Consider the following 26,435-nt stretch of genomic DNA (forward strand, 5'->3'; position numbering starts at 1 on the left):
TTTAAAAAATGACTCCCGCGTGAAGGATGCAATTCGCATACGGTGTGACTTCCCCCGTGCGGATGACGGCCTTCGCTTTATGGGTTTCCTCTTTGAGATGTTCATGGGATACATACTGTACCCCGTCAAACCATGAGGTCATCTGCCCATGAACCTCTGCATTCGTTTCTACTTCCTCTGCAAGCGTGACGGTTTCGACGACCATCTCTTCCTTTAAAAGTTCGACCATGTCTAGAAAGGATGGCTCTCCCGGTTTCAATGCCAGGTCGATTTTTACGACGTCTGACGGAATCGGGAGACCGGCATCGGCCACGACGATCGTATCCGTGTGACCGAGATCGGCTAAAATTTTCGCAATGTGACTGTTCAAGATGCCATGTCGTTTCATTCTGCCAGCTTCCTTTCCACTTCATCTCTTGTCGGCATTCCGCCCTGCGCACCGAATCCGGTCACAGAAAGCGATGCAGCACGATTCGCGAATCGGAGGCTTTCCTCCATCGATTGTCCTTCTGCCACGGCTGTCCCGAATGCAGCATTGAAGGTATCGCCGGCCCCTGTCGTATCCACGACTTCGACTTTGAAGGAAGGAACCAGGATTTCCTTTGTTCCATTATGGTAGCTTACTCCGGCTGCTCCTTCCGTGATGATGACCTTGCCAGGGTATTGCTTCAGCGCCTCTAACGGCTTCGCTCCGTTAAATAGGACTTCCGCTTCGTGTTCATTCGGTGTCAGGTAGCTGGCACCATCGATGACTTTTTGTGAAATCTTCCGTGCCGGAGCCGGGTTTAGTAGCAGTGGGACTTCAATCTTGTTGCAAAGGTCTGCCACGTACTCAACCGTTTCCTCCGGGATTTCCTGCTGTATCATGATGAGATCACATGTTTTGAGGAAATCGACTGTTTTCTCTACGTACTCAGGAGTCACAAGATCATTGGCCCCTTTAACAACGACGATGCTGTTGTCTCCTTCAGCGAGGATGATATGGGCCGTTCCTGATTTCGTATCTGTAACCGGTTCCACATAGTTCGTATGAACACCGTTGCTCTTAAAGTTTTCCAAAATCTCTTGGCCGTACGGATCGTCCCCGACACATCCGATCATGTAAACGTCAGCCCCAAGCCGTGCTGCTGCAACGGCCTGGTTGGCTCCTTTCCCGCCGGGTACCGTGTCAAAGCTGTCGCCGAGTACCGTTTCCCCTGCACCTGGTCGTTTGGATGATGTCACCACCAGGTCCATGGATGAACTGCCGATCACGGCAATTTTCGCTTTTTTCATCTTCCTTCATCCCTTTCGTGTTGTGTTTCTTTGTATGAGTTCAACAGGAAGCTGAACACTTGTATCAATGTCTTTTTCTTTTTTTATCAGTTTAATCAGAAGTGCCGCGGCCTGCCTGCCCATTTCGTAAGCCGGCTGCCTGATCGTGGAGAGCGCCGGATAGGAAAGACTGCTCTGGGGGATGTCATCGTAGCCGATGATCTGTACGTCTTCAGGTATCTTTTTCCCGAGCCTCAATGCCTCATGGAGAATGGCGATTCCGACGATATCATTGCTTGCGATGACTCCATCCGTATCAGGATAGGTGGCGAATAGTTCCTCTGCCCAGCCTTTTGCGTCTTCAAAGGAGAAAGAGGTCGTTGACATCACTGTGAAATCGACGTCTGCCCCGCTTAAGTACTCGACGGCTCCCCGGAATCGGTCCTGTGCCGGCTTGACGTGTGCCGGTCCCTTCATGACGGTGATCCGCTTCGATCCTTTTTCCACGAGGGTCTTTGCCGCCAGGCGTCCTCCTTTGCGGCCGTCCGCATAGACAGCCGGATAGTTTTCCGTGGTCCGGTCAAGGAGAACGAGTGGGAGGTTCAATTCCTTATAAAGCTGATCATGCTCCACATGATTGGTCGCAGAAATCATGCCGACGACATTGTTCTGCACGAAGGTCTGGATATAATCCAGTTCCTTCTGGATGTTCTCGTCGCTGTTCCCGAGCAGGAGCCTGAACCCAGCCTCGCTCACTTCATCCTCGACCCCTCTCGCCAGCTGCGGGAAGTACGGGTTCGTGATATCCGGAAGCAGCAGTCCGATCAACCTCGACTCCCGTTTGAAAAGAGAGCGGGCCACCTCGTTCGGACTGTAATTCAGCTTCTCGATCGCCCCCATCACTTTCTTCCTCGTCTCGGCTCCTACATAGCCGTTATCATTGAGCACCCGGGAGACCGTCGCCACCGACACCCCCGCTTCACTCGCCACATCCTTGATTGTTACCACGTACGTCACTTCCTGTTCGTTTGGTTGGTCATGTGTAACCGGTTACACATAAAGTAACACATGTTTGTAATCGTTTGCAACAATTTAATCCTAAACGCCTTAAACTAGTATTCTTGTTGGCCCCTCTCCTGCAACTTCTCACTGCCGAGCAGTTCGGCTGCCGGCTCGTCTATTTCCTGAGATTCCTGCTGGTCACTCATTTCTGCCGTATCGCTTGAGGTATTTTCTTCCGGTTTCGCCTCTTCTGAACCGCATGCTCCCAGTATCGAGAGTGCGAAAAAAAAATTTCCTGCTATCAGTAGTTTTCTCATGTCATTCTCCTTTCTTTGGTTTCTACGATACAATCTCTCATTTATTCAATATCCTTCTGGTGTTTTTGTTATACATTGGAACATTCTCCATTAAGCGCCGCATATCTTTCACACAAAAAAGACAGCCCTGATTTGGCTGTCTTTTCATTCTTATTTACTTGAACCGAACTCTTTCCAAATTCCCTCTAAAAGCTGCTTATCCGTCAGCAGTTCATAGCCCGTCAGCGCAAGTGCCTTTGCCCCGATCACAAGCGCACGGTCACCCTCGGTGGATTTAGCCGCTTCCCTGAATTCGTTCGTGTGGACGACGAGGGATTCGGGGCCGATTTTGATGTAGGGGTGGATGGTCGGGACCACCCGGCTTACGTTTCCGGCGTCTGATGAGCCGAGGCCTTTTCGTTCCGTCTCGTCGAAGTATTCCCCTAGTGACTCGATGGAGCGCTGGAATACTTTATCGAAACGGCGGTTGAGCTGAAAGTGATCGACTTCATTTTGGATTTTGATGACATTCAGTTCCGTCCCGGTGGCAAGTGCCGATCCCTCAGCGATCGCTTTCACTTTCTTCGTGACTTCATTGCATGCTTCCCTGGTTGCAGCGCGTATATAGAAGCGGGCTTTTGCATAGTCAGGGACGATGTTGGGCGCGTCCCCGCCGTGGGTGATGATGCCGTGGATCCGCACATCATCGGTCACGTGCTGGCGAAGGGCGTTAATGCCGTTGAACAGCTGGATCACACCGTCGAGGGCATTGATGCCGTCTTCAGGGGAAGCTGCCGCATGGGCAGACCTTCCTTTAAATTCGAAATCAAGCGGGTCCACCGCAAGGGTTTTCCCTGTCTGCGTTGTCCTGTTGAACGGATGAACCATCATGCATGCATCCACTCCTTCGAACAAGCCTGCCTTTACAAAACTGCCCTTCGCACTTCCGTTCGGACCGCCTTCCTCGGCAGGAGTCCCGAACACCACCACTTCCCCTCCTGTTTCATCGAGTACGGACGACAGGGCGATGGCCGCCCCGCAGCTTGCCGTCCCGATGATATTATGACCGCAGGCGTGACCGAGTCCAGGCAGTGCGTCATATTCAGCCAGGTAGCCGATGACCGGCCCTTCTTTCCCTGAAAGTTTGCGTGCCACAAAGGAAGTCTCATGACCCGCCACTCCCCTTTCAATGGAGAACCCATTGGCTGCAAGGAGGGTGGTCAAGGTCTCTGAAGCAAAGAACTCTTCGTTACCGATTTCAGGATTGTCGTGGATCTGATGGCTGGTCGACACGAGTTTCACAGCCAGTTGGTCCACTGCCGAGACGATGTTGTTTTTACGATCGGTAATCGCTGCTGGTTGACTCATCTCTTTTCCCTCCTAATGCAATTCACTGACCGGCACGAATGTCGGGATCAGGGAATCTTTGTATGTTTTCTTGATATGTTCCGCTACGTCATCTTCCTGATAGAGCTCCACGATCTTTTTATAAGTCTTATTGTCTTTAGCTTTTTCCTGCGCCGCGATGATATTGATGAACGGCTTGGATTCCGCCCCTTCGATATAGATGCTGTCATCAACCGGTACGAACCCTGCTTCAACAGCCACACCATTATTGATGATCGATGCCGCAACATCCGGCAGTACCCTCGGTGTCTGGGCAGCGACGACCGGTGTGAATTCAAGGTTTTTCGGGTTTTCTTTTATGGCTTCCAGACCCTGTGACTGATCAAAACCTTCTTTCAGTTCGATCAAACCTGCTTCCTCCAGTAGGAGAAGGGCACGGCCAAGGTTCGTCGCCTCTTGAGGAACGGCTACTTTACTTCCTTTCGGTAAGTCTTCTACCGATTTATATGTTTCCGAATAGATTCCCATTGGCGCGATGATCGTCGAGCCGATCGGTACAAGGTCCAGATTATGTTCTTCAACGAAAGAATCAAAATACGAAATCGTCTGGAAGGCGTTCAGGTCGATATCCCCATCGGCCAGCGCCTGGTTCGGTCTCACGTAATCGGCAAACTCCACAATCTCGATTTCAATCCCTTCCTTCGCTGCTTTCTCCTTCATATACTCCCAAATCGGCACCCCAGATCCATTCACTCCGACTTTAACGACTTCTTTTTCACCTGAGCCGGATGCACTGTCTCCCGAGCAGCCGCTCAATATAAGGGTGATTAATAGAATGGCGATACTTGCCAGGCTGATTGATTTTTTCATATTCCTCTCTCCTAACGTCTCCTGATGATTTTTGATAATGTATTCCCTGCTGTCTGCAGTCCCTGCACCATCACTATTAAAATGATGACAGTCACGATCATGACGGATGTTTCAAATCTCTGATATCCGTAAGCAATGGCCAGATCCCCGAGGCCACCGCCTCCCACTGCCCCGGCCATGGCCGATGCACCGACAAGGCCGATGGTCGCGATCGTGATATTCAGGACCAATGTACTCAATGCTTCCGGAATGAGGATCCCAAAAATGATCTGCCACGGCCCGGCCCCCATGGACTCCGCCGCTTCAATGACACCCGGTTCCACTTCAAGGAGCGAGCTCTCTACCAGTCTTGCAATATACGGTGCCGCAAATACGACAAGCGGCACGACCGCTGCCGCCGTTCCGATCGATGTGCCCACTACCAATCTTGTAAAGGGGATGATGGCCACCATCAAGATGATGAACGGGATCGAACGGAACACGTTGATGATGCTGCTCAATACGGAAAAGACGACTTTATTTTCAAGTAAGTGCCCCTTCCGCGTGACCACGACGATGATGCCGAGGGGAAGCCCAATCAACGTTGCAAACAGGAGGGAGAATGACACCATCGCCACGGTATCCCACGTCGCTTCTATAATTCTTGGCCAGAATAATTCCCAGTTAACTTGCACGCTTCTCCACCTCGCTTACGAATAATCGGTTCTTCCAATAATCCAGGATTTCTTCCGTTTCTTTCTTGCTGCCAATGATCTGTACGATGAGATTCCCGAACGGCTTACCCTGGAGTTCCGTGATCTGGCCGAATAACACATTGATGTGGGCATCGAATTTCTTTGCCGTTTCGGAAAGGATCGGCGTGCCCGTCGAATCACCCTTGAAAATGAGGCGGCAGATGCGCCCTTCTTTGCTGTCATTCAATTTGTCGAGAACCGATGACGGCAGCTGATCATTCATGACACTCTTCACAAAGTTTTTCGTCGTCGGGGTCTGCGAGTTGGAGAAGATATCGAAGACGCTTCCCTCTTCAACGATTTCTCCATTTTCCATGACAGCGACCTTATCACAGATTTCCCGGATGACCCCCATTTCGTGGGTGATCATCACAATCGTAATCCCATACTCCGCGTTGATTCTCTTTAATAAGTTCAGAATCGAATCCGTCGTCTGAGGATCAAGTGCGGATGTTGCTTCATCGCAGAGCAGAATCGAAGGCGATGTCGCCAGGGCTCTTGCTATCCCCACTCTTTGCTTCTGCCCTCCTGAAAGTTGATCCGGATAATGCTTCGCTTTATCTTCAAGTCCGACAAACGCGAGCAATTCCTTTACTCTCTCGCTGATTTTTTCTTTTGGCCATTTTGCAAGTTTCAGAGGATAGGCGATATTCCCTGCCACCGTCCGGGATTGAAATAGATTAAAATGCTGAAAAATCATCCCGATGCGGTGCCGCTCTTTCCTCAGATCGATTGCCGACTGATCTTTCAGGCTGCGCCCCTCTATGAAAATATCACCCGATGATGGTTTCTCTAAAAAATTGAGACAGCGTACAAGCGTGCTTTTTCCCGCTCCGCTGAATCCGATCACACCATAAATCTCTCCCCTCTTCACTTCGAAGGAAACATTCTTCAAAGCGGTGAATGGGCCATCCTTCGTCTCGAATACTTTCGTAACATTCTGAACTCTGATCATACAGGACTTGCTCCTTTCGCTATGTATTCTTCTTGAAGCCTGTGTTTGAAGAACATGGCAGAAAATAAAAAGTGCCCCCCTTCATAAGAAGAGAGGCACAAATATGTATATGTCCACTCTTCTCATCTTTCAAGTCATATGACTTGATGGAATTGGCACGGTATTCATAAGAACCCGTTGCCGAGGTATCGCAGGGCCAGTCCCTCCACCTCTCTGGATAAGAAGATATTGCTTTATTAAGTTAAAGTTATAATGCGTTTAAGCATTAGGGTTATGGTAAAGGATTTCAATTGGTTTGTCAATCCTGTTTTTGAATAAATTACATTACGGAGGACATAATCAAATTGGGCACTTTAACTAGTCTTCAATTAGTTGTTGAATATTTTACGCTTTTCAAGTAAATCGCTAAGATTCTTCCTTCATACTTTACTTCATCGTGAACATTAGTAGTTTACAAGAAAGCCAAGGTTACACCTCTCAACCCCCAAAACAATTATGCTATACTAAAAGGAAAAACAATATTCAGACTATTCAAAGGGGCAAAATACATGAAACCAAACATAATCGACATCGTCCAATCCCAAGTCATCGCTTCCATAAAGGAAGAAAAAGACTTGGAAAAGGCCATACAGTCAAACGCCAACATCGTGTTCATCCTTACTGGCAGTTTGATTACGATGGACGGGTATCTAAAAAAACTGAAGGAAGCCGGTAAAACCACGTTTATACATATTGATTTCATCGATGGGTTGTCCAATACGAAGAGTGCCATTAAATACATAGCAGAAATATGGAAGCCGGCTGGCATCATTACAACCAGGAGCAACCTGATCAAATATGCAAAGGAAGAAGGCTTGATGACGATCCAGCGCCTTTTTCTTATCGACCGCAATGCCCTTGTCAAAGGAATTGATATCGCACAGAACTGCAAGCCGGATGCCCTTGAAGTCCTTCCTGGTCTCATGCCGTCCGTCATTGATAAACTGACAACAATGACTGCGCTACCCATCATCGCTGGTGGCCTGATCAGTAATAAGCAGGATATTCTGAATGGACTAAGAGCCGGTGCCCTCGCCATTTCTTCCGGGGATCCGAAGCTCTGGAATCTGGATTTTTAACCAAAAATGGTTAGTTAAAAAAAGATTAAAATAACTGAGGTGTTGTATGTCAGATATTAGTATTAAATTAATAAGTGCAGACAATTGGCGAGAAGCACTTGAACTATCCGTCCACGATGAACAACTGAAATTTGTTGCATCTATTCATCCTCCCGTCGCTATTGCTCTTGCTAAAGCGTATATAAGACCAGGTGGAAAAATGGTAGAGCCATATGGCATTTATAATCAAAATAAGATGGTAGGCTTTTTCAATTTGCATTATACACCAGGCAGTAGAGATGATTACTGGCTGTTTCATTTTTTCATAGATAAAAGATTTCAAAGAATCGGATTGGGCTCAAAAACGTTAAATGAAGTCATCAGACATATTAAAACCACCAATCATTCTTGTAATCGTTTGAATTTAACGGTTCATCCCGAAAATGAAGCAGGGAGATTATTTTATTTGAAATTTGGTTTTTCAGAAGAAAATATAATGACCTTTGATGAACCCACTTTTTCCATTTTGATATAACAATAAGGAAAGGCACACGAATTCACTTGGGAATTCGTGTGCCTTTTCATTTGTGATTTTAAATTTTGTAACTGAACTGCATACACTGGAGTTGAGCTCACTTTCACGTTCCCACCTTTTTTTCTGCATCGTCTGTCTTTCTTTTTTTCCGGATCCACGGGAGGCGCACTGACGTGATATCCCTCTCTTCAAAGATATTACCTATCTTGGTAATGATGAAGGTTACCAGTGTTGCGAAGATAACTATGGAATAAAATCCAGCTCCAATGCCGATTCCGATTCCCCCAACGTAAAAAATCATCGCAGCTGAAGTCAGGCCTTTTACCCGCAACCCATCTTTCAGGATCACTCCTGCACCGAGGAATCCGAGTCCCGATACGATTTGCGCTGCCAGACGAAACGGGTCCATTACTTTTCCGCTGTCCGGTCGACTGAGCATCTCCGCACCTTCGATTGAGACGATTGTAATCAATGTACATGCCACCGATACATACGTATATGTTTTTAAACCAGCGGGCTTATTTTTCGATGTCCTGTCCCATCCAATGATGAATCCTAATACAGCACTGACCAAAATCCGGAAATAGATATCATGCTGCCAGAAGAATCCCGATACCTCATTCATGTAATGCGTCATTCCGCCATCCTCCTTAAACTAAAAAGAGACCGCGCCACAAAACGAATGCCTGATTTCTCCACCCCATTGTGAAAAAATCATACAATTCGCTTCATAGGTGATCTCTTCTCCTCTTCCTACCAAGCTTCATTTCTCATAATATTCCTTTTATCATACACCAATCTTTCTTTCATTTCAATGATATATCTAAAAATTCTAAATTTTCTAGAATGGCCATTGCCACCCCCAAGCGCTCATTGTATGATGGAGTTAGTAAGATTATATAGCGGGTAGAGATGAGGAGAACCCTGTGTCAATCGCGTGTACGATTATCGTGCACTCCATTGCCATGGGGTTCTTTTCATTTATACATAAATAACATTTTAAAAGGAGGAAATGAAGTTGAAAAACAGATCGATTAGCAGGTTAGCCCTTCTTGCTTTAGGAATCGCAGGACTATTAATGCTTCATGCTCACAGCGCAAACGCGAAAGAAACCAACCCGCCTCTTGTCATCACGGAAATCGTCACCAAATCCGACGGTTCCGGACAGCCCTATGAGTACGTCGAAATCTATAACACGACCTCAGAAGCAATCAACCTGCAAGACTATCAGCTCCAATACTTCACGAGTAACTTCTCAAGCCCGGCCAACCGATGGCCCATCCAAGACAAAACCATCCAGCCGAAAGACTCCCTGGTCCTCTGGTTAAAGAAATTCGCTTATCCTGATGTACCACTATGGGACTTCAACTCCAACTATGACATGTACCTCACTCCCGACGAAATATACGAAATCAATCTGACGACATCCGGTCAAGGGTTGCATGACAGCAGTCTTCGCCAGGTAGGAATTGCTGATGCGGACGACCATATTCTAAGTACTGCGCTCATCAATGACGGGGAAGTAGATGGCATCACAAACCGCAGTATCAATTACCAAGCAACCAGCTCAGAGGCGATGATGAAGCTGCGCAACGGTGAACCACCGACTCCTGGCGTTATACTGCCTGATCAAGTGTCAGGTCCTGCGACACCATCTAACCTGACTGCAACTCCCGCCAACCAATCGGTTACCCTTGAGTGGGAAGCTTCAGAAGATGCAGTTTCCTATACGATCTACCACTCTGATGGAACGACCACTTCTACAGATGCGACCACTTCAATCATCGATGGATTGGAAAATGGGCAGGCATATACCTTCCGGGTGACAGCTGTGGACTCTGAAGGAAACGAATCCCCGGCAACAAAAGAAGTCCGGGCTGTCCCACAGGAGGTCGTGGACAATGAAGCCCCTGTCACGCCAACCGGATTTAAAGCAAATCCAGGCAACGATCATGTCAAGATGCTTTGGAGTGCCAATACAGAAAGTGATCTTGCCGGATACCGCGTCTACATCAACGGGACACTTTACGGGACCGTCCCCGCTGACAAAAAGAGTTTGATCGTCTCCCCTCTGGAATTGAACAGGGAGTACTCTTTCGAAGTAACGGCACTCGATCAAGTGGGAAACGAATCGGAAGCTACAGAACCACTCCTCACAGGACCGACAGAAAACGTACCGACACCAAACCTGTTGATTACGGAATTGATTCCGAATACAGATAACTATGCAGGTTATGATGCATTTGAATACTTTGAGCTTTATAACAACAGCGCGGACCCGATCGATTTGAAAGGATATCGGTTCGCTTCCTATAACTGGGATGAAGAAATCGGGGACACTCACATCTTAAAGCCTTGGGATACGGTGGTGATCTGGACCAGAAACACAGCCATCAACCCTATTTCCCTCGAAGCATTCAATTATAACTATTTCTATTCCTACGAAAGCAAGTATCTTCAAGAAGAGGATACGATCGTCCTCGGGGATATCGCCGGCCTGGTCAACGGTGGCAATACACTGACCGTTTATGACCCTGATGGACTCGAAGTCGTCAGAGCCGATTATTCAGCAGAGGACGTTTCTCTAAAACAAACTGTCACTTATACCTATCCAAAAGATAATACACGGACAATGGAAAAATTGGCAGCTGGCCAATATCCGACACCGGGATGGGTTGTTGAAGATCAAGCACCGGATCGCCCAGCATCAGATGAAGAATCACCGCAATCACCGACCGACCTTGAGGCAACTGCGGGCAACGGAGAAGCTGTCTTAAGCTGGGACGCTCCAACCGAAACGGATTTATACCGTTATCACATATACAAAGATGGCACACTTGAATACTCCATAGGTCCATCGCAGACATCATTTACGCTCTATTCGTTAGTTGGTAATCAAACGTACACGTTACAAGTAAGCACAGAGGATACATCAGGAAATGTATCGGAGAAATCAGCTCCTGTACTCGTAACGCCGGAACACCAGATCATCACCCAGCTGGAACGTTCTGAACATGAAAAGGATCCCGCCTACCAAGACTTGTGGGATATCAGTTCGGACGGCCCGGTGATCGCTGGTCTATCCCAAGGACTCGTTCCTCAAGGGTTGACCTATTATAATAAAAAAGACTGGTTGCTTACCGTTAGCTACGTCGATGATGGGATTCGGCCGGGTACCATTACCGTAACGGATCGCAGAACAGGGGAGCTGGTAAAGTCAGTTGTCCTCTATAATACAGACGGCACACCGTATACCGGTCATGCAGGCGGTGTTACCGTCAGTCGTGATCACGGCTGGGTAGCATCCGAGAATCACTTGTTCAGCTTCAATTTAAACGACCTGGAACAAGCAGGGAATAACGGAGAAATCCAGTTCACAAAACAGATTCCATTACCGATCGAAGCCGCTTACACCGTTTATGATGAAGGCATTCTATGGGTCGGGGAATTCTATCAGGAAAGCTCCTATCCGACCGATCCATCGCATCATATTGAGAACAGGGACGGGGAAATGCACTACGCATGGATGATCGGCTATGATTTGGAACGAAACAACGACATGCTTAGTGAAGCGCATTGGAATGGCTTGCCTGACCACAATGCCGTGCCGGATTACGTTCTCTCGACGACAGGAAAAGTCCAGGGAGCCATCATGCAGAAGGCGGCAAGGAATGGCGTCACTCTTAGTACTTCCTATGGAAGAGCCAACGACAGCGTGCTGTACCGATATGAATACCCGTTAAAAGAAGACCCTCATGCCCATGTTACTGTTGAAGGAAAGCAAGTACCTCTATGGTTCCTTGATGGCCACACGGCAAAACCGCGTCAGAGTATCGAAGCCATTCCGATGCCGGAGGGAATTGTGGAAGTACAAAAAGAGCTCTACGTCGTGTTTGAATCCGGTGCAGATAAATACCGTTATACGACTACCTATCCCATGGACCAGATGATCAAAATCGATATGAAAAAGTTGATGAAGGATGATAAAGGTATCGAATAGCAGGAAAAAGGAAGCAGCGTTCATCTAACGGGTTCCGTTTAGGGAGGAAAGACCTTATATCACAACTGAATTAGGCATAGAAATAACAGTGCATTTAGCACTGTACTCAGACAGCGAAAAAACCCAGAATCATTAAGATCTGGGTTTTTTTAAAAATTCTTATTCCATTAAAGCCCCGTTTGTTTAAATAGTTCACAAATTTACTTTGCTAGGACTGGTCACACTCTTAACTCTTAATAATTTCGATAGTATCTTTGTTTAAGTCTGACTATTTTCAATGCAGACGACCATGCCGACTTACTATAACTTTTGTTTAGGGATAGAATCAAAGGAGAAAGAAGAGAATTGACCCCTGCTCAACAGCTTGGGCTCACAGATAAACAATTTACAATAAATGATATTTTATACTTTAAATAGAACACTCTTACTTTTCGGAGTGATTTTAAATTTAATAAACATACATGAGGAGGAGAATATGGGGAAATATAAATTATAATATATTTCACTCGGAGGATTTATAATGGAGAATGGAAAACAGATAAGGATAACATCAATGGAAATTACCCAACTTTGGGCACAATATTTGAATGATAGCGGAAGCATGTGTATTCTTACATATTTTTTAGAAAAGGCTGAGGATGCAGAGATTAAGCCTGTCATTGAATACGCTTTAGAACTCTCAAAAAAACATATAGAAAAACTGACTTCTATTTTTACTGAGGAAAAACATGCAATTCCTCATGGTTTTAAAATAGAGGAAGATGTCGATTTAAATGCTCCTAGATTATATTCCGACAATTATGTATTAAACTTTATTCATCAAATGTCAATGGTTGGGCTTACAACCTACTCAGCTAGTTTATCAGGGTCTACCAGAGCTGACATAACAGATTTCTATATGGAGTGCCTGTCTGAAACCGTGCAATTATTTAAAAAGTCGAAAGACCTGCTTTTGTCAAAAGGTCTTTATATAAGGTCTCCGTATTTGCCAAATTTGGAAAGAGCAGATTTTGTGAAAAAGCAGCGTTTTGTATGGGATATTATTGGTGAAAAAAGACCATTAATAGCATCTGAAATTTCCAATATATTTGCAAATGTTCAAAGAAATGCTTTAGGAGCAGCGACTCTAGCAGGATTTTGCCAGGTTGCTCAGGATAAACAAGTAAAACAATTCTTTGTCAGAGGGATTGAAATTGCCAAAAAGCACATTAAATTATTCGGGAAAAAATTTGAAGAAAGTTATCTTCCAGTTCCTACAACTTGGGCAACAGAAATCACGAATAGCACTGTTTATACTTTTTCGGATAAACTAATGATGTTCTTTACAACATCCTTAATCGGGTTGAGTATTGGGTACTATGGAACAGGTGTTGCTCAAAGTCCCAGAGTGGATATAGGCATTATGTATAACAGATTGATGGTAGAAATCCAGCTATATTCTGAGGATGGCTCCAATATCATGATAAATAATAAATGGTTAGAACAGCCTCCAATAGCATCAGACAGAGATGAGTTAGCCAAAGCTAATCTAAATAGCTGATTTCAAAAGGGAGGTCATTTACCTTCCTTTTTTTCTAACAACAATCGTTAGTTAAAGGACATATGGGGTGAATTTTACGATGAAAAATAGATATAAATCCCCTTGGTCAGCTTTGTTATGGTCATTTGTTTTACCTGGATTTGGTCAATTTTATAATGGTCAACTCTTTATTGGCTTTGTCTTAATGGTTTTGGAGGTTTTGATTAATTACAGTTCTAATCTAAATTTGGCAATATACCATACTTTCAGAGGAGAGTTGCAACAGGCACATCAGGTTGTTCATTACAATTGGGGATTGTTTTATCCTTCTTTATGGGGATATGGTATGTGGCAAGCATACAATCAAGCAATAAGTATAAACAACACACTGAGAGAAAAAGGAATAAGTGAACCTCTCAAAAAGGCTGATTTCACGGGAATGCTTTTCGGGTTGGTTGCAGGAATGGTTTTGGGTCTGCTTTTCCAATTTATTTTTATTAGTCCAGTTTATACAGGTCTTGCAATTGGGGTAATTGGAGCGATTATTGGATATTTAGTGGAAAAGTGCATATATAAAATAATTGACAGACATTGATTTAGAACATTACTTGAACAATGACAGACTGCAGGAGCAAAGTCTCTTGCTTATTTGTTTAAACAAAATGATGCAATATAAATGCAAAATGGCTTGGAAGACTCCATGCCATTTTTGTGATTTAGATTGTAAAATCATAGGTACAAATATTGTTATTTGCGTTATGATTTTATTTGCAAATTATAATTTTGCACCTCAAAAGTAAATCCGTTATCAATATAGAATGTTTTTAATTTTTCTTGTTCAACTAACCAGCCCTTTAACGGAATAATGAAAACAGCTGGAGATCATGCGCGATCTTCAGCTATTGCCCCCGTTAGTTTAAGTGTAATAACTCACAATTTATAATTATTGTTTTATATTGAAGTCTTGCTTTAACAATGAATACATATATAAATCATCAAATTTACCGCAGGTAAACTCATAATTTCTCAAAAGTCCTTCTCTAATAAACCCCTGTTTTTCAGCTAATTTTTGTGACTGTTTATTAGGAGGTTCTATTAACGCTTCTATCCGTTGTAAATTCATCTGTTCAAATCCATATCTAATAACAGCTTCAAAAGCCTCACTTGCTATTCCTTTCCCCCAGTGTTCTACACTTAACTCAACACCAATTTCAGAACGATAATGCTGTGAAACCAAGTTAAGAAATCCACAACTACCAATTACCTCCCCTTGATCCTTCAACGTAATCCCCCATCTTATTCCCGTTCTCTTTTCGAATATTGATTTATACCACGAAATCTCATCCAATGCGTCATCAATGGACTTAAATGGTTCTAAACCAACGTACTTCATTACGTCTTTATCAGACAAATACTTTAGAAGACTGTTTGCATCATCTTGTGTTACTTGTCTTAAAATCAACCTATTAGTTTCAAGTATAGGAAATGCACTTACTTCTACCACAATAAAACCTCTCCCTAAATATTATTCATTTTCAGTAGTACCCCACGCCATTACTGGGATATAAGAGGAACATCACTGTTCTTCAAGTAAACTGCCCGTTAATCGAATATCCATTATTTACAATAATATCACATAAATCCTTACAATAGAGTTCCTATGAGTAGTTACTCAGCTGTAATAGAATGTGAATTAACAAGTATTTCAGCATGTAAATGGCAATGTGTTTATTGTTTGCACAATTGTTATTTCCCCCTTGCTGATTGTGCTTCTAATTGGTGTGCTAATCGGAAAATTGGATATAAACATTAATATAACAATGAATAAAGCAGGTCTAATTCCTATTTCGAGTTAGCCTGCCATTTTGATGCTATTGTTAATTTCCTCTCCCAAAACGGAACCCCTTACGTCCATTCACCGCTTCCTTCTCTTATATCATTTTTTCCGATAACAATCCCTTGACCGAAGGCAACACATAATCCGGTGTCCAAACCGTCCCCCTCAAGTCCTCCTCGGTTGTGACCCCACTAAGCACGAGTGCTGTTTTCATCCCGGCTTCGATGCCCATCCGGATATCCGTTTCAAGGCGATCGCCGATCATGACACACTCTTCCGGCTTTAGTTCTAATATTTTCAATGCTGCATTGATGGTCAGAATTGATGGCTTTCCAATCTGGACATCAATCTTTCTCCCCACAACTGCTTCCACAGCTCCAATCATCCCAGCACAGTCTGGAACATCACCTACTTCTACTGGACAGGTTCTGTCCGGATTGGTCGCAATCATCTTCGCACCAAGCTTGATCGACTGGTAGGCAAAATTCAAATGGTTGTAATGAAAATCTCGGTCCCATGACAGCACGACGACATCGATCTCAGCTGGTGCCATTCCTTCCCTGAATCCAGCAAGTGTTAGCTCATCCTTGATCGGCTGCTCACCAATCACGTACAATGTCGCATTCGGATGGTGTCCTCGTAAATAGTCAATCAACGTAAGCGTCGGATTCAAAATGTTCTCCAGGCTTGCCTTGATATTGAAGCCGTTCAACTTTTCCACATAACGCTGTCGCGATTCAATCGTCTTATTTGTCAGGAACAGCACCTTTTTCCCTTCATCGAGAAGAGAGTTGATGATGGTGTCTGCTCCCTCTATCAATTCCTTACCTAGATATACGGTGCCATCCAAGTCAAAAATATATCCTTTTAGATTTTTCATCTGTACCCTCCATCCAATAAGAAAAGCGCAAGCGCCTTGTTCAGCCCCGACCAACGCTCTTGGGCCGACCGGTGAAGTCGTTCTTTGACTTCACCCGTCGGACCGAAACGTCTCGAGGGGCTAGGCGCTGGAGCTGGCCAATTCTCAAATTTAAGTTATACTTTCTTACAACAATAAAAAATTCCTTGAGCATGACGATTTCTCCAATTGAACAATTGGATGTCGCCATACCCAAGGAATCTCCTGATCTTTATCCTTGTATCTCTTCACTTATACTCGCTTTGTCATCAGATCTTCGCCGATGATGACCTTTGGAGAGCCAAGCTTTGCCACCTCCTCTTCATACGGTTCTTTGTCAGATAAGTGGACGAGAACGATTTTTTCGATCTTATCCATGTCATACTTCTCTACAACTTCAACGAGACTGCTGTGGTTGCCTGCCACTTTACGGGCAGAAGTCGCTTCATGGATTAACATATCTATATGGTCATATCGTCCGATTCGTGCATTGATTTCAGTATCGCTCGAATAAACGACGACTCGGCCTGCACATCGCACTTCCAGCCCGACAGTAGGAACGGAATGAAGTGCCTTAAAGCAGGAAAACCTCATTCCACCGCCAGACAGAAGTTCATTTTCCCGATCACCATCAAATGTTTCAATCTTAATGGAAAAGGCAATCGGCCAATGGTCTGCTTCCATCGTCGCCAGCCATTCCTGAAGCTTGTTCTCATTGCGATAATCGCAAAAAATCCTTAAAGGCTTTTTCCTGTCTTCCAGCCACATCCCCCATAGCAAGGATGGTAAGCCATAAATATGGTCAATATGAAAATGGGTGAACACGACTGCATCGAGCTCCCCTAAATCTACCTTAAGTTGCTTCAGCTTCCTGCAAGGATTGCCGCTGACATCGACCAGCACATGATAGTCACCATTCGAGAAGCAGATTGATGTATTGTCGCGTTCGGAACCAGGATACGCACTTCCCGTTCCTAAAAAATGAATGTCCATCTCATCACCACCTATTTAATTCCTGAGTGCATGAAACTTGATACGAATTGTTTTTGAAAAAGGAAGAAGGCAATCACCAAAGGCATTATGACCATTACCGTACCTGCAGCAACCATCCCCCACTGTGCCCCTGTTTCATATGATTGGGCAAATAACGCAAGTCCGACGGTCAACGGTCGGGACTCCACAGAATCCGTGATGATCAACGGCCACATGAAGTTGCTCCAATGGTGGCTGACTGATACAAGGGCAAATGCAATATAAGTCGGTTTCGCCGATGGAATGTAGACATGCCACAGGGTTTGATACCATTTACATCCGTCCATTCTTGACGCTTCATCAAGATCGTACGGGACCTGTTTGAACGTCTGGCGCATCAGGAATACCCCGAATGCAGAAGCCCAATACGGCATCATGACGGCAAGCTTTGTATTGACGAGCCCGAGTTGGCTGATCACCTGATAGTTCGGGAACAACAGGATTTCAGGCTGAATCATCAGCTGCAGCAAGAACAAGATGAACAGTACATTCTTCCCTGTGAAATTCACCCGTGCAAAAGCATATGCCGCAAGCGTAACGGTGAGCAACTGAACAATCAACACGCCAAATACAATCACAAACGTATTGAAATAGTATTGTAGAAATGGTGCAGTCTCCCATGCTTTGACATAGTTTTCAAACGTTGGATTCGAGACCCAGAACGGAAAGCCACCGTTGATCACTTGATTCCCCGGAGAGAAAGAAGTGATGATTACCCAAAGTAGGGGGATGAATGAAATAATCCCTAAAACAATAATGATGCCATAGTTCCATTTTTTCATCGAATCTTCCCCTCCTTAATAATGGATTTTCCGATCAAGGTACAAATAGTTGAATGCTGTGATACCCAGCATGATGACGATCAGAATCACGGTCAGAACCGCGGCTTTGCCAAGATCCCAGTTCGTGAATGCCGCTTCATAGATATGGTAGAGTAATAGATTGCTGGCATTATCCGGACCACCCTTGGTCGTGATGTACAGGTGGTCGACATTCTTGAATGAATTCGTAATCGCCACGATCATAACGAACAGCGTCGTCGGCATCAGCAGAGGGAACGTGATATGGCGGAACATCTGGAACGGTTTCGCCCCTTCCATCTCAGCCGCTTCGTAAACGTCTCTAGGTAAATTTTGCAAACCTGCTAGATAAAAAATCATAAAGAAACCCGCATCTTTCCATATGATCATGATAATCATCGCGATCATGACGGTACCCGGATCCCCCAACCAGTTCGTATCGCCCCGACCGAACATATGCAGAAAGTTATCGAGCAATCCATACTGTGGGGTGTAAATGAAAAGCCAAATATTCGCTACTGCAATCAACGGAACGATCGTCGGATAGAAAAAGGATGTACGAAGCAAAGAGCTTCCGGCCATTTTCTTATTCAACCAGATGGCAAGATACATCGCCAGGAACAAACTCGTTGGCACAGTCCCAATCATGAAGAGGATGTTATTCAGGATGACCTTCCTGAATATCTCATCCTCCAAAACTCCTTTATACTGTTCCAACCCGGAAAATTGCAACCTGGTCATCGGCCCACTGTAGAAGCTTAACTGGATCGACTTGAGCGTCGGGTAAAACGTAAACAAAGTTAAAAATATGAAAGAAGGAAACAGTAACCCGTAGGCGAACAGATTATTCCTTGCCCCGGAACTGAATTTTCTTTGCTTCGTTGTCATCATCTCAATACCACCTTTCTTGTGAAAAGAGAGCCCAAGTCAGCACAATGTCCACTTGAGCCTCACTCCCTTCATTCTTCCGCTGCAACCTTATTCCTGAAAAGGCTCCAACACTTTTTCTGCTTTCTTCTGTGCATTATCCAATCCTTCGTCAACCAGGCTTTGACCCGTTAAGATCGATTGAATATGATCATTGAAGATTTTCTGCACCTCACCATTTTGGTAGGTTGCTAATTCACTTTCTGCATATTCCAGCTGCTCACGAGCAACCAGTGCAGGAGGGAACTCCTCTACATACTTCTTCAACAAATCAGTCTCATAAGCAGATTCGCTAGTGGCTACATATCCTGTATCAATTGACCACTGGGCAACACGCTCAGGTTCTGTAAGAAATTTCATGAACTTAATGGCCGCTTCCTTATTCGCTTTTGGAAGATCTTTGAACAAGTAGATGTTTCCTCCTCCAGTAGGGGAACCATACTCATTGTTCGCTGGCAGGAAGGACACACCGAAATCAAAGTCCGCATTGTTCTTCACATTAGTCAGGTTACCTGTTGTATGGTACATCATCGCCGTTTTTCCACTGAGGAAGTCAGAAGGAACCGTCGCCCATTCAATGACACCCTCCGGCATGATTTTATGTTCTTTCCCAAGGGATAACCAGAATTCCATTGCTTCTTTTGAGTATGGTGCATTGAAATGCACTTCCTTTCCATCTTCAGACATGATGTTATCTCCAGTCTGAAGGGCTAATGCCTGGAACATCCAGTACTGGTAGCCAGTACTCGGAATTTCAAGCCCCCACTGGTCCTTGCCGCCATTTTTCGTCAGCTTCTTCCCGTATTCCACCAGCTGATCCCAGTTTTCAGGTGGAGCTTCCGGATCCAATCCTGCTTCTTTGAACGCGTCCTTGTTATAGTAAAGGACGATTGTACTGCGTTGGAATGGCAAGCTGTACACTTTATCACCTATGGAAGAGTTCGCCATGAATCCATCATAGAAATCATCCAAATACTCTTGATCAAACAACGGCGTCAATTCCTCAATCAGATCATTCTCAAGCAATGTAAACAGGTCGATCGAGAATAAGACAGCAAGCTCTGGTGAATTTCCTCCCTGGGCCGATGCCATTACCTGTGTCATCGTTTCAGCATAACTGCCACCATATTTCGCATTCACCTTGATGTCAGGATTCTCTTTTTCAAAATCCGCCACAAACCCATCAACGATCTTCGCTACATCCCCACCAACCGCAACCGGAAACCAGAAATCGATTTCAGTCGTTTCATCCCCCCCGGTTTCACTGCTGCTGCATCCGGCAAGCACAACCATCAACACTAAAACGAATGATAAAACCTTGATTTTCATGCCAATTCCTCCCCTTTTTTCATAAAAAAACCCATGAACAATAAACTGCATCACAAATAAGTGTCATGCATTTCATTGGTCACAGGGATTCTCCGCATCTCTACCCTTAGACGATAACCTGTCTAATATATATGTCTGATTATTCACAATAATACAATATTAACTAAAACTTGGCAATGACATTTCATTTTTTTTACATAATATTAATGAAGGAAAATATTTGATAAATCCACAATACTCACTAAGGTGGAATTCATAATCATTTACATTTAGATATACTATCCACTGCCACATTATGTATGGGATGTATAGGAAAACAAAAGTGGTCAAAAAATATTATCTCTCACCATTGAAAAGCATCCCTCACCACCATGTAGGCCGTACAAAACCATTGCGATATTATCTTCTCTTCATAAAAAAGAGGCACTTTCCTATTAACGAAAAGTACCCGATTGCGAAAAACATTCACCTTTTGAAAAAAAGAAATAAAATGAGGAAAATGATTAGTCCAATAAATAAAAGATAACCCATCCCCATGCTGTATACGAAATAAAATTTAACGTGGAGGATGATCCGGATGATATGAAAGATAAGGATGCAAAAGAGCAATAAAATGACGATATTCACATGTCTATCTCTATTCCGATACATAGAATCAGCCCCAATCCAGAGCTTAGTACAAAATGGAACTTGTACCATGAGTCTTTTATATACCTATTTTGCTTACGTCCTTATTATTCATGGAATCTCCTCTATCACTTACTTTGTTCTTTACTCTTCTCATTATTTCCTACAATCCAAGCCAATCCCAAAATGGCACCTGTTACTGGGACAAAGGGACAAGTCCCTCAATCATTTAACCCCTTACCATCAAGAATATGCTCCATATATTTTTCAACTCTTGACGTACGGGTTTTGGATTGTTTTGCTTGAGAAAAATAAAGAATGTATGCTCTTTGTCGCCCCGGCGTCAATGCTTCAAAAGCCGTTTTCAAATCAGGGACTTCCTCGAATTTAGTTTGAAGTTCTTCAGGGATGGTGTATTCTTCCGTCTTTTTTAATTCCACTTCCAAACCAGCTTTTTCCACTTCAAGGGCTTCTTGGATATAGTCTTTCACGATGCTTTCCATTTCAATGATCTCTTGTAAATTAGTGAACCGGATTTGGCGTGCAGCCTGCACATTCTCAGTTTGTTGGATGAGAATCCCGTGGGTATCCTTTAGCAAGGCACCTTTGTGAAACAGAAGCGCGCAATAGTCTTTAAATCCATGAATTAACACGATGTTTTTACCCTCTAACGTGTAACATGGATGCATCCACTTAATTTCTTCGTCCATCTCCTCAAAGTTAAGAATGATGCTTCTCAGCTTCTCATATTCTTCCTTCCACTTCTTGGTTTTTTTTATAAATCCATCAACCTTACGATTCGGCCTTATCACCATGGAACACTCCTTTTCATATGTACTCTAAGTGTTATCTATTTACGCCAAAAGTCTGTGTATTCTGCTTTATCCTGAATATTATATGTGATCATATCCTCAAGCAATTCGTAATTCACCTGGTCTTTCCACGGAATGCGAAACAAGCCTTTGGTGGCACTGTAGCCTGCTTGTTCAATGGCACCGGCAAAATGCGTCATGGTTACTTCTTCAGGTGCAACGCTTACATGATGCTTCGCTGTTGAGATACCGATGATAAATGTGCCGTGATCGGTAAACATAGGGGTATTCCATTTGATATGTGATTCCAATTGCGGGAATTTGGTCGCAACCCACGTCAGGATTTCCTCCATTCGATTGCGGTGGTCGGGATTATCGATACCAGCTAAATAGGTTGAAAAAACGTCCATTCTATCTCCTCCTAAAAATTATTATCATGGTCGTTCAGAGTAAATCACACCTATCTTCAACTATATATTTAACAACCTGGATAGTCAAAATAGGTATACGTCTCTTTACCCCTGTACCTGTCTATGGTTTCGTAAAACCGTGATAAAGCCGTCCAAAATGTCATGAAAGATCGTGAATCCTTTTTGCTGATAAAATTCCAACGCCTCTTGATTACCATTCGATAAAGACAAAATAATCCTCGATATCCTCAAAATTTTTCAACCAATCCATAGACATCGCAAAAAGCTTGGATCCAATACCAAATTGTCGATACTCCTCTTTAATATAAAATTGGGATAGACAACCTACATTCTCTTTCTTAGCCGATGAGAGATCGAAAAACGTGGCAAAATCAATCGAATACGTATCTTTAGGCGAAATGTTGGTATACACATAAGCTACGATTTCATCATTTTTATGATGATCTTTCACCACCACAATATAATTGTGCCGTGCACTTTTAATCGATGGCAGCATCCTTGTGTCAAAATTCATGCTGTCTAACCGTTCAGGTGTAATGGATGCCTTTGACTGTTGAAATTCCATCAGTTCATTGCACAGGTCACACAGTATTCTGCCTTTTCTTCTGGAATCACTTTATATATTAGATTCATTCTTAACTCCCCCTTTTTATCCTTTGAATAGATGGCTGTCTGGCTAACCCGAGTCTGGAATAAATTCATGCTACTACATTACATTTTAGCTTGAACTTTGTAAGGAAAGACTTTACTCTTCCTTCTACATCACAAATTTGAAGCATAAGGTACCTTCCAGTATTTTAAAATATTGATTTAATAGCAGTCCTTTTGATTACTTTCGTTTCTTTCCTTTGGATAGTATTCATTTTAACGATGAGTTAGAAAAGAACACACTCATTGACATATAATAAACCATTATATAAAATGTTTATTAAATAACAAACAAATTATAAATGTGTTTGTTATTTCACCTTAACAAATGGCTCTTAGTTGTTTTCTAATTAATGACGACTCATACCTGATGGTTTTTTGATCTACAAATTGATTTGAAAATAATAGAAAAAGGTAATTTCATTCGCTTATTTTACGAAAATGATAGGAAGTGTTTATAAAAATGGAACTATCCAATATGTTTTGGAGTGCCTCTTTGGAAGATCTGAAAAGAGGATATATTGAAGAAAGAGATTCATTTACGTGCTTACTGTGTGGGGAAAGAATAGAAAAAGGGATTGTTTATCCTTACGAAAATAAATTTTACGAAGCTGAAAAATATATGCGTGCCCATATAGAAAACTCACACATCTCTGTATTTAATTATTTAATTGGAATGGACAAAAAGCTTACAGGTCTTACTAATCATCAAAAAAGTCTTTTATCGCTTTTTTATCAAGGGAAAAATGACAAAGCAATCCAGGAGGAATTAGGTATCGGAAGTGCCTCTACTATCCGGCATCATCGGTTTGCTTTAAAAGAAAAGGAACGTCAGGCGAAGACCTTTTTAGCTATGATGGAATTACTTAAAGAAAAAGATGAAAATGCCCCGACTTTTGTACCGGTGCATAAAACAGCCACCATGGTAGATGAAAGGTATAACATTACACAAGATGAGCAGGAGCAAATCGTGAAACAATATTTCTCTGAAGGGTTATTGACTAAGTTTCCTCCAAAGGAAAAACAAAGGTTGGTTATTCTACGGGAAATTTCCAATCATTTAACAAAGGACAATATGTATGATGAAAAAGAGTTAAATCAAATTTTAAAAGGCTTTTATGATGATTATGCTCTAATGAGAAGATATCTAATTGAATACGGATTCTTAGATCGTAAACCCGATGGAAGCAAGTATTGGTTGAAAAAGTAAAGGGAAAACAGGAGGTTAAAAACATGGATCGTAAAAAAGAGTTAAAACAACAATACAAAGAAACATCCGTTGAAGCAGGTATTTACCAAATAATGAATAAGATGAACAATAAAATATTTATTGGCAGTACGAAAAACCTTAAGACTCTCAACGGAATAAAATTCATGCTTGAAACAAATGGGTTTACCACCAGCAAAGAGTTACAAAAAGAGTGGAACCAGTTTGGCAAAGATGCTTTTACTTTTGATATAGTTGAAAAATTAAAAAAGAATGATGACCCTTATTTTACTGAGAAAGAAGCTTTAGCTGAACTTGAGGAAAAATGGTTAGAAAAGTTGCAACCTTATGGAGAACGAGGGTATAACCAAAATTAGCCTTTAATAAGGGGAACAAAATGTCGTAATTAATTTACTAAAAAAATAACACAAAGGTGGTTGGTTACTATAACCAACCACCTTTGCGTCAATCGTCAAACAAATTCAGGTTACTTAAACAAATCCATCAGTAACTCCCAAAATCCTTTTTCTTTCTTCGGCTCTGCTTTCTTCGTTTCTTGTTCTTCTTTTTTGATGCTTTCTGTCTTGATCACAAATTGCACGGAAGATACTTTTTCGTTCTTGGAGGAAACGAAGGATACCGGCTTGAAATCCGATTTATCGTATTCAGCCATCATCTTATTGATTTCCTCTTGCATTTTGTCAGGAAGGTTTTTCGTTTCCTTATGCAATCCGCTCGTTCCACTGTGAAGGTCTGCGACTCCACCTTCTAATTCGTTTATTCCTCCAGCCAGTTCAGCAAGGCCGGAATGAAGCTTCCCGTAAGAAGTGGATAACTGACCTACGCCTTCTGTATAGCGGACCAATCCGGAGTGGAAGTCGCCGTAGTTGGCGGACAGTTCACCCAGTCCTTTTTGCAGCTGAGCAAACCCGCTCATATCCGTTTCTTTCAATGATGCAGACAGATTATTCGAGATGGAAGTCAGCTGTCCGCTCATCTCGTTCACGAAACCACTCACCTGATTCAAGGTCGGTTCCACGGCCGCGAAGGCTTCCTTGACGCTTGCATACGTTCCCTTCACTTTTTGCGCGGCTTTATGGGACTCCACCAGTTTATCCACTACCTGGCGATCCGCCCCGCTTTCATATAATGCGGCAATCTCTTCTTCCGTAAGCTGGGAAGCTGGGATTCCCGCCATCGCACCGTCCAATGCGGCATAGGCCTTTGAATAGTTCTTCTGCAAGGTCGATAATCCATTCGCAGCTTGCGTCAGGCCATCCGCCAGTTGCGTGAGATCACCCGGCAGCTCATTCAGTGCGGACAAATCCATTTCAGCAGGGTTCGCGGCCAGTGACTGATTGATGGTCCTCAACGCATCACCAATGGAATTGGAGGCTGCAACAATTTGAGATGAAGAGCCGTTTAGTTCACTGATGCCATTTTTATATTGAGCCGAGCCATCACGCAAGCTTGCTGCCCCGCCGTTCAATTGGGACACACCACTTTTCAGGTCGGCCACCCCGGCGTTTAATTTCCCGATGGCACTCGACAGCTCCGACATGTCATCGGTCATATTTTCCGTTCCCGTCGTATCAATCGGAAGCGTGGACGGGACGGCGGCGATTTCGACTCCCTTGAATTCGAAGTCCTCGACATCTGCTTCCACACTTAGCTTCTTCTCTTTTCCAGGCATGACGGTAAATGTGACCTGCTTATTCTTCCCTGCACTCGCCACCATGCCGTCTGCCGTTTCAATGTTCTCATACGTATTCGGCAGGCTCAGTGAAACCTGCAGTAAATAGTTCTCATAGAATACAGACCCTGAATTCTTATTTTCTGAAGTATCGATGTTGATTTCAAGGTGGCCCCTTTTCCCTGCAAGTTCGGATGGATCCATTTTCTTCCCATCCAGCACATATGATATCCCCACATCCCACGGCAGTTCTGTATCTTCTTTCATGTTCCCTTGATAGGTGAACTTCCCTTCAGGAGCATCCACTTCAATCTTCTGTCCCTCCTGCTCAAGTTCCTTCAGATCCGTCAGATTCTTGACGCTGCTGAATTCCCCGTAATCGAGGATCTTCCCTGCCCGCTCAACCTCGAGCGTATTCACGACATAGATATGATCCAGGTCTCCACCCGCATTCAGTGTCGCATACACCACTTCATCCTTCGACGTGACCTTCCCTTCCTTTGCCGCCTGGGCAGGTACACTAAGAAATGAAGGCAAGACCAGCATCCATGCGAGTGCAGAGTAACGTAATTGTTTTTTTCTCAT

26 protein-coding genes and 1 riboswitch are annotated in these 26,435 nt (G+C 43.6%); of the genes, 7 read left to right on the plus strand and 19 right to left on the minus strand.

Annotation, left to right across the window (positions count from 1 at the left end; all coding sequences use genetic code 11):
* Position 1: 1 nt before the first annotated feature.
* The 8 genes from rbsD to AC6CIB_RS15345 form a co-directional block, all read right to left on the minus strand.
* The gene (rbsD, locus tag AC6CIB_RS15310; RefSeq protein WP_498282045.1) at positions 2 to 388 is read right to left on the minus strand and encodes a D-ribose pyranase; all 387 of its coding nucleotides are present in this window, start codon (positions 386 to 388) and stop codon (positions 2 to 4) included.
* Positions 385 to 1,275, minus strand: coding sequence for a ribokinase (gene rbsK, locus AC6CIB_RS15315; protein WP_498282047.1), 891 nt, complete (start codon positions 1,273 to 1,275; stop codon positions 385 to 387). The genes rbsD and rbsK overlap by 4 nt, the downstream gene beginning before the upstream one ends.
* A gap of 6 nt (positions 1,276 to 1,281) precedes the next feature.
* Complete coding sequence (locus tag AC6CIB_RS15320; protein ID WP_498282049.1) at positions 1,282 to 2,262, minus strand: LacI family DNA-binding transcriptional regulator; 981 nt, start codon at positions 2,260 to 2,262, stop codon at positions 1,282 to 1,284.
* A 104-nt stretch (positions 2,263 to 2,366) separates the two neighbouring features.
* On the minus strand, positions 2,367 to 2,573 hold the full coding sequence (locus AC6CIB_RS15325; RefSeq protein WP_498282051.1) for a hypothetical protein: 207 nt from the start codon (positions 2,571 to 2,573) through the stop codon (positions 2,367 to 2,369).
* A 150-nt stretch (positions 2,574 to 2,723) separates the two neighbouring features.
* The gene (locus AC6CIB_RS15330; protein WP_498282053.1) at positions 2,724 to 3,920 is read right to left on the minus strand and encodes a M20 family metallopeptidase; all 1,197 of its coding nucleotides are present in this window, start codon (positions 3,918 to 3,920) and stop codon (positions 2,724 to 2,726) included.
* A 12-nt stretch (positions 3,921 to 3,932) separates the two neighbouring features.
* A complete protein-coding gene (locus tag AC6CIB_RS15335; RefSeq protein ID WP_498282055.1) occupies positions 3,933 to 4,769 on the minus strand; it encodes a MetQ/NlpA family ABC transporter substrate-binding protein in 837 nt (278 codons plus the stop codon).
* A gap of 11 nt (positions 4,770 to 4,780) precedes the next feature.
* Entirely contained in the window at positions 4,781 to 5,443 is a 663-nt protein-coding gene (locus AC6CIB_RS15340; protein WP_299739167.1) for a methionine ABC transporter permease, read from the minus strand.
* On the minus strand, positions 5,433 to 6,458 hold the full coding sequence (locus tag AC6CIB_RS15345) for a methionine ABC transporter ATP-binding protein (protein ID WP_498282057.1): 1,026 nt from the start codon (positions 6,456 to 6,458) through the stop codon (positions 5,433 to 5,435). Before AC6CIB_RS15345 ends, AC6CIB_RS15340 begins: the two co-directional genes overlap by 11 nt.
* A gap of 119 nt (positions 6,459 to 6,577) precedes the next feature.
* Positions 6,578 to 6,682: riboswitch (SAM riboswitch) on the minus strand.
* A 324-nt stretch (positions 6,683 to 7,006) separates the two neighbouring features.
* On the opposite strand from AC6CIB_RS15345, the gene AC6CIB_RS15350 reads away from it, so the two are divergent.
* Together AC6CIB_RS15350 and AC6CIB_RS15355 are read left to right on the plus strand one after the other, a co-directional pair.
* On the plus strand, positions 7,007 to 7,576 hold the full coding sequence (locus AC6CIB_RS15350; protein ID WP_498282059.1) for a glycerol-3-phosphate responsive antiterminator: 570 nt from the start codon (positions 7,007 to 7,009) through the stop codon (positions 7,574 to 7,576).
* A 46-nt stretch (positions 7,577 to 7,622) separates the two neighbouring features.
* The gene (locus AC6CIB_RS15355) at positions 7,623 to 8,090 is read left to right on the plus strand and encodes a GNAT family N-acetyltransferase (protein WP_498282061.1); all 468 of its coding nucleotides are present in this window, start codon (positions 7,623 to 7,625) and stop codon (positions 8,088 to 8,090) included.
* A gap of 103 nt (positions 8,091 to 8,193) precedes the next feature.
* Here the strand turns inward: AC6CIB_RS15355 and AC6CIB_RS15360 are convergent, their stop codons facing one another.
* Positions 8,194 to 8,715 carry an MgtC/SapB family protein gene (locus AC6CIB_RS15360; protein WP_498282187.1) on the minus strand — a complete coding sequence of 174 codons (522 nt, stop codon included), beginning with the start codon at positions 8,713 to 8,715 and terminating at the stop codon, positions 8,194 to 8,196.
* 393 nt (positions 8,716 to 9,108) lie between these two features.
* On the opposite strand from AC6CIB_RS15360, the gene AC6CIB_RS15365 reads away from it, so the two are divergent.
* The 3 genes from AC6CIB_RS15365 (at position 9,109) to AC6CIB_RS15375 (ending at position 14,204) form a co-directional block, all read left to right on the plus strand.
* Entirely contained in the window at positions 9,109 to 12,090 is a 2,982-nt protein-coding gene (locus tag AC6CIB_RS15365) for a lamin tail domain-containing protein (RefSeq protein WP_498282063.1), read from the plus strand.
* A 520-nt stretch (positions 12,091 to 12,610) separates the two neighbouring features.
* Positions 12,611 to 13,630 (plus strand): DUF3231 family protein, encoded by a 1,020-nt coding sequence (locus tag AC6CIB_RS15370; protein WP_498282065.1) that lies wholly within the window; start codon positions 12,611 to 12,613, stop codon positions 13,628 to 13,630.
* 79 nt (positions 13,631 to 13,709) lie between these two features.
* Positions 13,710 to 14,204 (plus strand): DUF5683 domain-containing protein, encoded by a 495-nt coding sequence (locus AC6CIB_RS15375; RefSeq protein WP_498282067.1) that lies wholly within the window; start codon positions 13,710 to 13,712, stop codon positions 14,202 to 14,204.
* Between the two features lie 348 nt (positions 14,205 to 14,552).
* Here the strand turns inward: AC6CIB_RS15375 and AC6CIB_RS15380 are convergent, their stop codons facing one another.
* The 9 genes from AC6CIB_RS15380 to AC6CIB_RS15420 all read right to left on the minus strand — a co-directional run bounded on the left by AC6CIB_RS15380 (position 14,553) and on the right by AC6CIB_RS15420 (position 22,867).
* On the minus strand, positions 14,553 to 15,113 hold the full coding sequence (locus AC6CIB_RS15380) for a GNAT family N-acetyltransferase (RefSeq protein ID WP_498282069.1): 561 nt from the start codon (positions 15,111 to 15,113) through the stop codon (positions 14,553 to 14,555).
* A gap of 427 nt (positions 15,114 to 15,540) precedes the next feature.
* Positions 15,541 to 16,326: an HAD-IIA family hydrolase gene (locus AC6CIB_RS15385; protein WP_498282071.1), complete on the minus strand. Its 786-nt coding sequence runs from the start codon at positions 16,324 to 16,326 to the stop codon at positions 15,541 to 15,543.
* 270 nt (positions 16,327 to 16,596) lie between these two features.
* On the minus strand, positions 16,597 to 17,337 hold the full coding sequence (locus AC6CIB_RS15390; RefSeq protein ID WP_498282073.1) for an MBL fold metallo-hydrolase: 741 nt from the start codon (positions 17,335 to 17,337) through the stop codon (positions 16,597 to 16,599).
* 11 nt (positions 17,338 to 17,348) lie between these two features.
* A complete protein-coding gene (locus AC6CIB_RS15395) occupies positions 17,349 to 18,158 on the minus strand; it encodes a carbohydrate ABC transporter permease (protein WP_498282075.1) in 810 nt (269 codons plus the stop codon).
* A 15-nt stretch (positions 18,159 to 18,173) separates the two neighbouring features.
* Positions 18,174 to 19,067 carry a carbohydrate ABC transporter permease gene (locus AC6CIB_RS15400; RefSeq protein WP_498282077.1) on the minus strand — a complete coding sequence of 298 codons (894 nt, stop codon included), beginning with the start codon at positions 19,065 to 19,067 and terminating at the stop codon, positions 18,174 to 18,176.
* Between the two features lie 87 nt (positions 19,068 to 19,154).
* Complete coding sequence (locus AC6CIB_RS15405) at positions 19,155 to 20,432, minus strand: ABC transporter substrate-binding protein (protein WP_498282079.1); 1,278 nt, start codon at positions 20,430 to 20,432, stop codon at positions 19,155 to 19,157.
* An 848-nt stretch (positions 20,433 to 21,280) separates the two neighbouring features.
* Positions 21,281 to 21,874 carry a YdeI/OmpD-associated family protein gene (locus AC6CIB_RS15410; RefSeq protein ID WP_498282081.1) on the minus strand — a complete coding sequence of 198 codons (594 nt, stop codon included), beginning with the start codon at positions 21,872 to 21,874 and terminating at the stop codon, positions 21,281 to 21,283.
* Between the two features lie 35 nt (positions 21,875 to 21,909).
* A complete protein-coding gene (locus AC6CIB_RS15415) occupies positions 21,910 to 22,281 on the minus strand; it encodes an iron chaperone (protein WP_498282083.1) in 372 nt (123 codons plus the stop codon).
* A 211-nt stretch (positions 22,282 to 22,492) separates the two neighbouring features.
* Positions 22,493 to 22,867, minus strand: coding sequence for a GNAT family N-acetyltransferase (locus tag AC6CIB_RS15420; RefSeq protein WP_498282085.1), 375 nt, complete (start codon positions 22,865 to 22,867; stop codon positions 22,493 to 22,495).
* A 546-nt stretch (positions 22,868 to 23,413) separates the two neighbouring features.
* Here AC6CIB_RS15420 and AC6CIB_RS15425 point away from each other — a divergent pair.
* The gene (locus AC6CIB_RS15425) at positions 23,414 to 24,160 is read left to right on the plus strand and encodes a DUF2087 domain-containing protein (protein ID WP_498282087.1); all 747 of its coding nucleotides are present in this window, start codon (positions 23,414 to 23,416) and stop codon (positions 24,158 to 24,160) included.
* A gap of 23 nt (positions 24,161 to 24,183) precedes the next feature.
* Complete coding sequence (locus AC6CIB_RS15430; RefSeq protein ID WP_498282089.1) at positions 24,184 to 24,534, plus strand: GIY-YIG nuclease family protein; 351 nt, start codon at positions 24,184 to 24,186, stop codon at positions 24,532 to 24,534.
* A 110-nt stretch (positions 24,535 to 24,644) separates the two neighbouring features.
* Here the strand turns inward: AC6CIB_RS15430 and AC6CIB_RS15435 are convergent, their stop codons facing one another.
* Complete coding sequence (locus AC6CIB_RS15435) at positions 24,645 to 26,435, minus strand: WXG100 family type VII secretion target (RefSeq protein ID WP_498282091.1); 1,791 nt, start codon at positions 26,433 to 26,435, stop codon at positions 24,645 to 24,647.

Source organism: Rossellomorea sp. GQ25, from assembly GCF_059758515.1.

Coding starts and splice junctions, on each gene's coding strand:
- rbsD (WP_498282045.1), bottom strand. CDS start 388: ATGAAACGACATGGCATCTTGAACAGTCACATTGCGAAAATTTTAGCC.
- rbsK (WP_498282047.1), bottom strand. CDS start 1,275: ATGAAAAAAGCGAAAATTGCCGTGATCGGCAGTTCATCCATGGACCTG.
- AC6CIB_RS15325 (WP_498282051.1), bottom strand. CDS start 2,573: ATGAGAAAACTACTGATAGCAGGAAATTTTTTTTTCGCACTCTCGATA.
- AC6CIB_RS15330 (WP_498282053.1), bottom strand. CDS start 3,920: ATGAGTCAACCAGCAGCGATTACCGATCGTAAAAACAACATCGTCTCG.
- AC6CIB_RS15335 (WP_498282055.1), bottom strand. CDS start 4,769: ATGAAAAAATCAATCAGCCTGGCAAGTATCGCCATTCTATTAATCACC.
- AC6CIB_RS15345 (WP_498282057.1), bottom strand. CDS start 6,458: ATGATCAGAGTTCAGAATGTTACGAAAGTATTCGAGACGAAGGATGGC.
- AC6CIB_RS15350 (WP_498282059.1), top strand. CDS start 7,007: ATGAAACCAAACATAATCGACATCGTCCAATCCCAAGTCATCGCTTCC.
- AC6CIB_RS15355 (WP_498282061.1), top strand. CDS start 7,623: ATGTCAGATATTAGTATTAAATTAATAAGTGCAGACAATTGGCGAGAA.
- AC6CIB_RS15360 (WP_498282187.1), bottom strand. CDS start 8,715: ATGAATGAGGTATCGGGATTCTTCTGGCAGCATGATATCTATTTCCGG.
- AC6CIB_RS15370 (WP_498282065.1), top strand. CDS start 12,611: ATGGAGAATGGAAAACAGATAAGGATAACATCAATGGAAATTACCCAA.
- AC6CIB_RS15375 (WP_498282067.1), top strand. CDS start 13,710: ATGAAAAATAGATATAAATCCCCTTGGTCAGCTTTGTTATGGTCATTT.
- AC6CIB_RS15385 (WP_498282071.1), bottom strand. CDS start 16,326: ATGAAAAATCTAAAAGGATATATTTTTGACTTGGATGGCACCGTATAT.
- AC6CIB_RS15390 (WP_498282073.1), bottom strand. CDS start 17,337: ATGGACATTCATTTTTTAGGAACGGGAAGTGCGTATCCTGGTTCCGAA.
- AC6CIB_RS15395 (WP_498282075.1), bottom strand. CDS start 18,158: ATGAAAAAATGGAACTATGGCATCATTATTGTTTTAGGGATTATTTCA.
- AC6CIB_RS15400 (WP_498282077.1), bottom strand. CDS start 19,067: ATGATGACAACGAAGCAAAGAAAATTCAGTTCCGGGGCAAGGAATAAT.
- AC6CIB_RS15405 (WP_498282079.1), bottom strand. CDS start 20,432: ATGAAAATCAAGGTTTTATCATTCGTTTTAGTGTTGATGGTTGTGCTT.
- AC6CIB_RS15410 (WP_498282081.1), bottom strand. CDS start 21,874: ATGGTGATAAGGCCGAATCGTAAGGTTGATGGATTTATAAAAAAAACC.
- AC6CIB_RS15415 (WP_498282083.1), bottom strand. CDS start 22,281: ATGGACGTTTTTTCAACCTATTTAGCTGGTATCGATAATCCCGACCAC.
- AC6CIB_RS15420 (WP_498282085.1), bottom strand. CDS start 22,867: ATGGAATTTCAACAGTCAAAGGCATCCATTACACCTGAACGGTTAGAC.
- AC6CIB_RS15425 (WP_498282087.1), top strand. CDS start 23,414: ATGGAACTATCCAATATGTTTTGGAGTGCCTCTTTGGAAGATCTGAAA.
- AC6CIB_RS15430 (WP_498282089.1), top strand. CDS start 24,184: ATGGATCGTAAAAAAGAGTTAAAACAACAATACAAAGAAACATCCGTT.
- AC6CIB_RS15435 (WP_498282091.1), bottom strand. CDS start 26,435: ATGAGAAAAAAACAATTACGTTACTCTGCACTCGCATGGATGCTGGTC.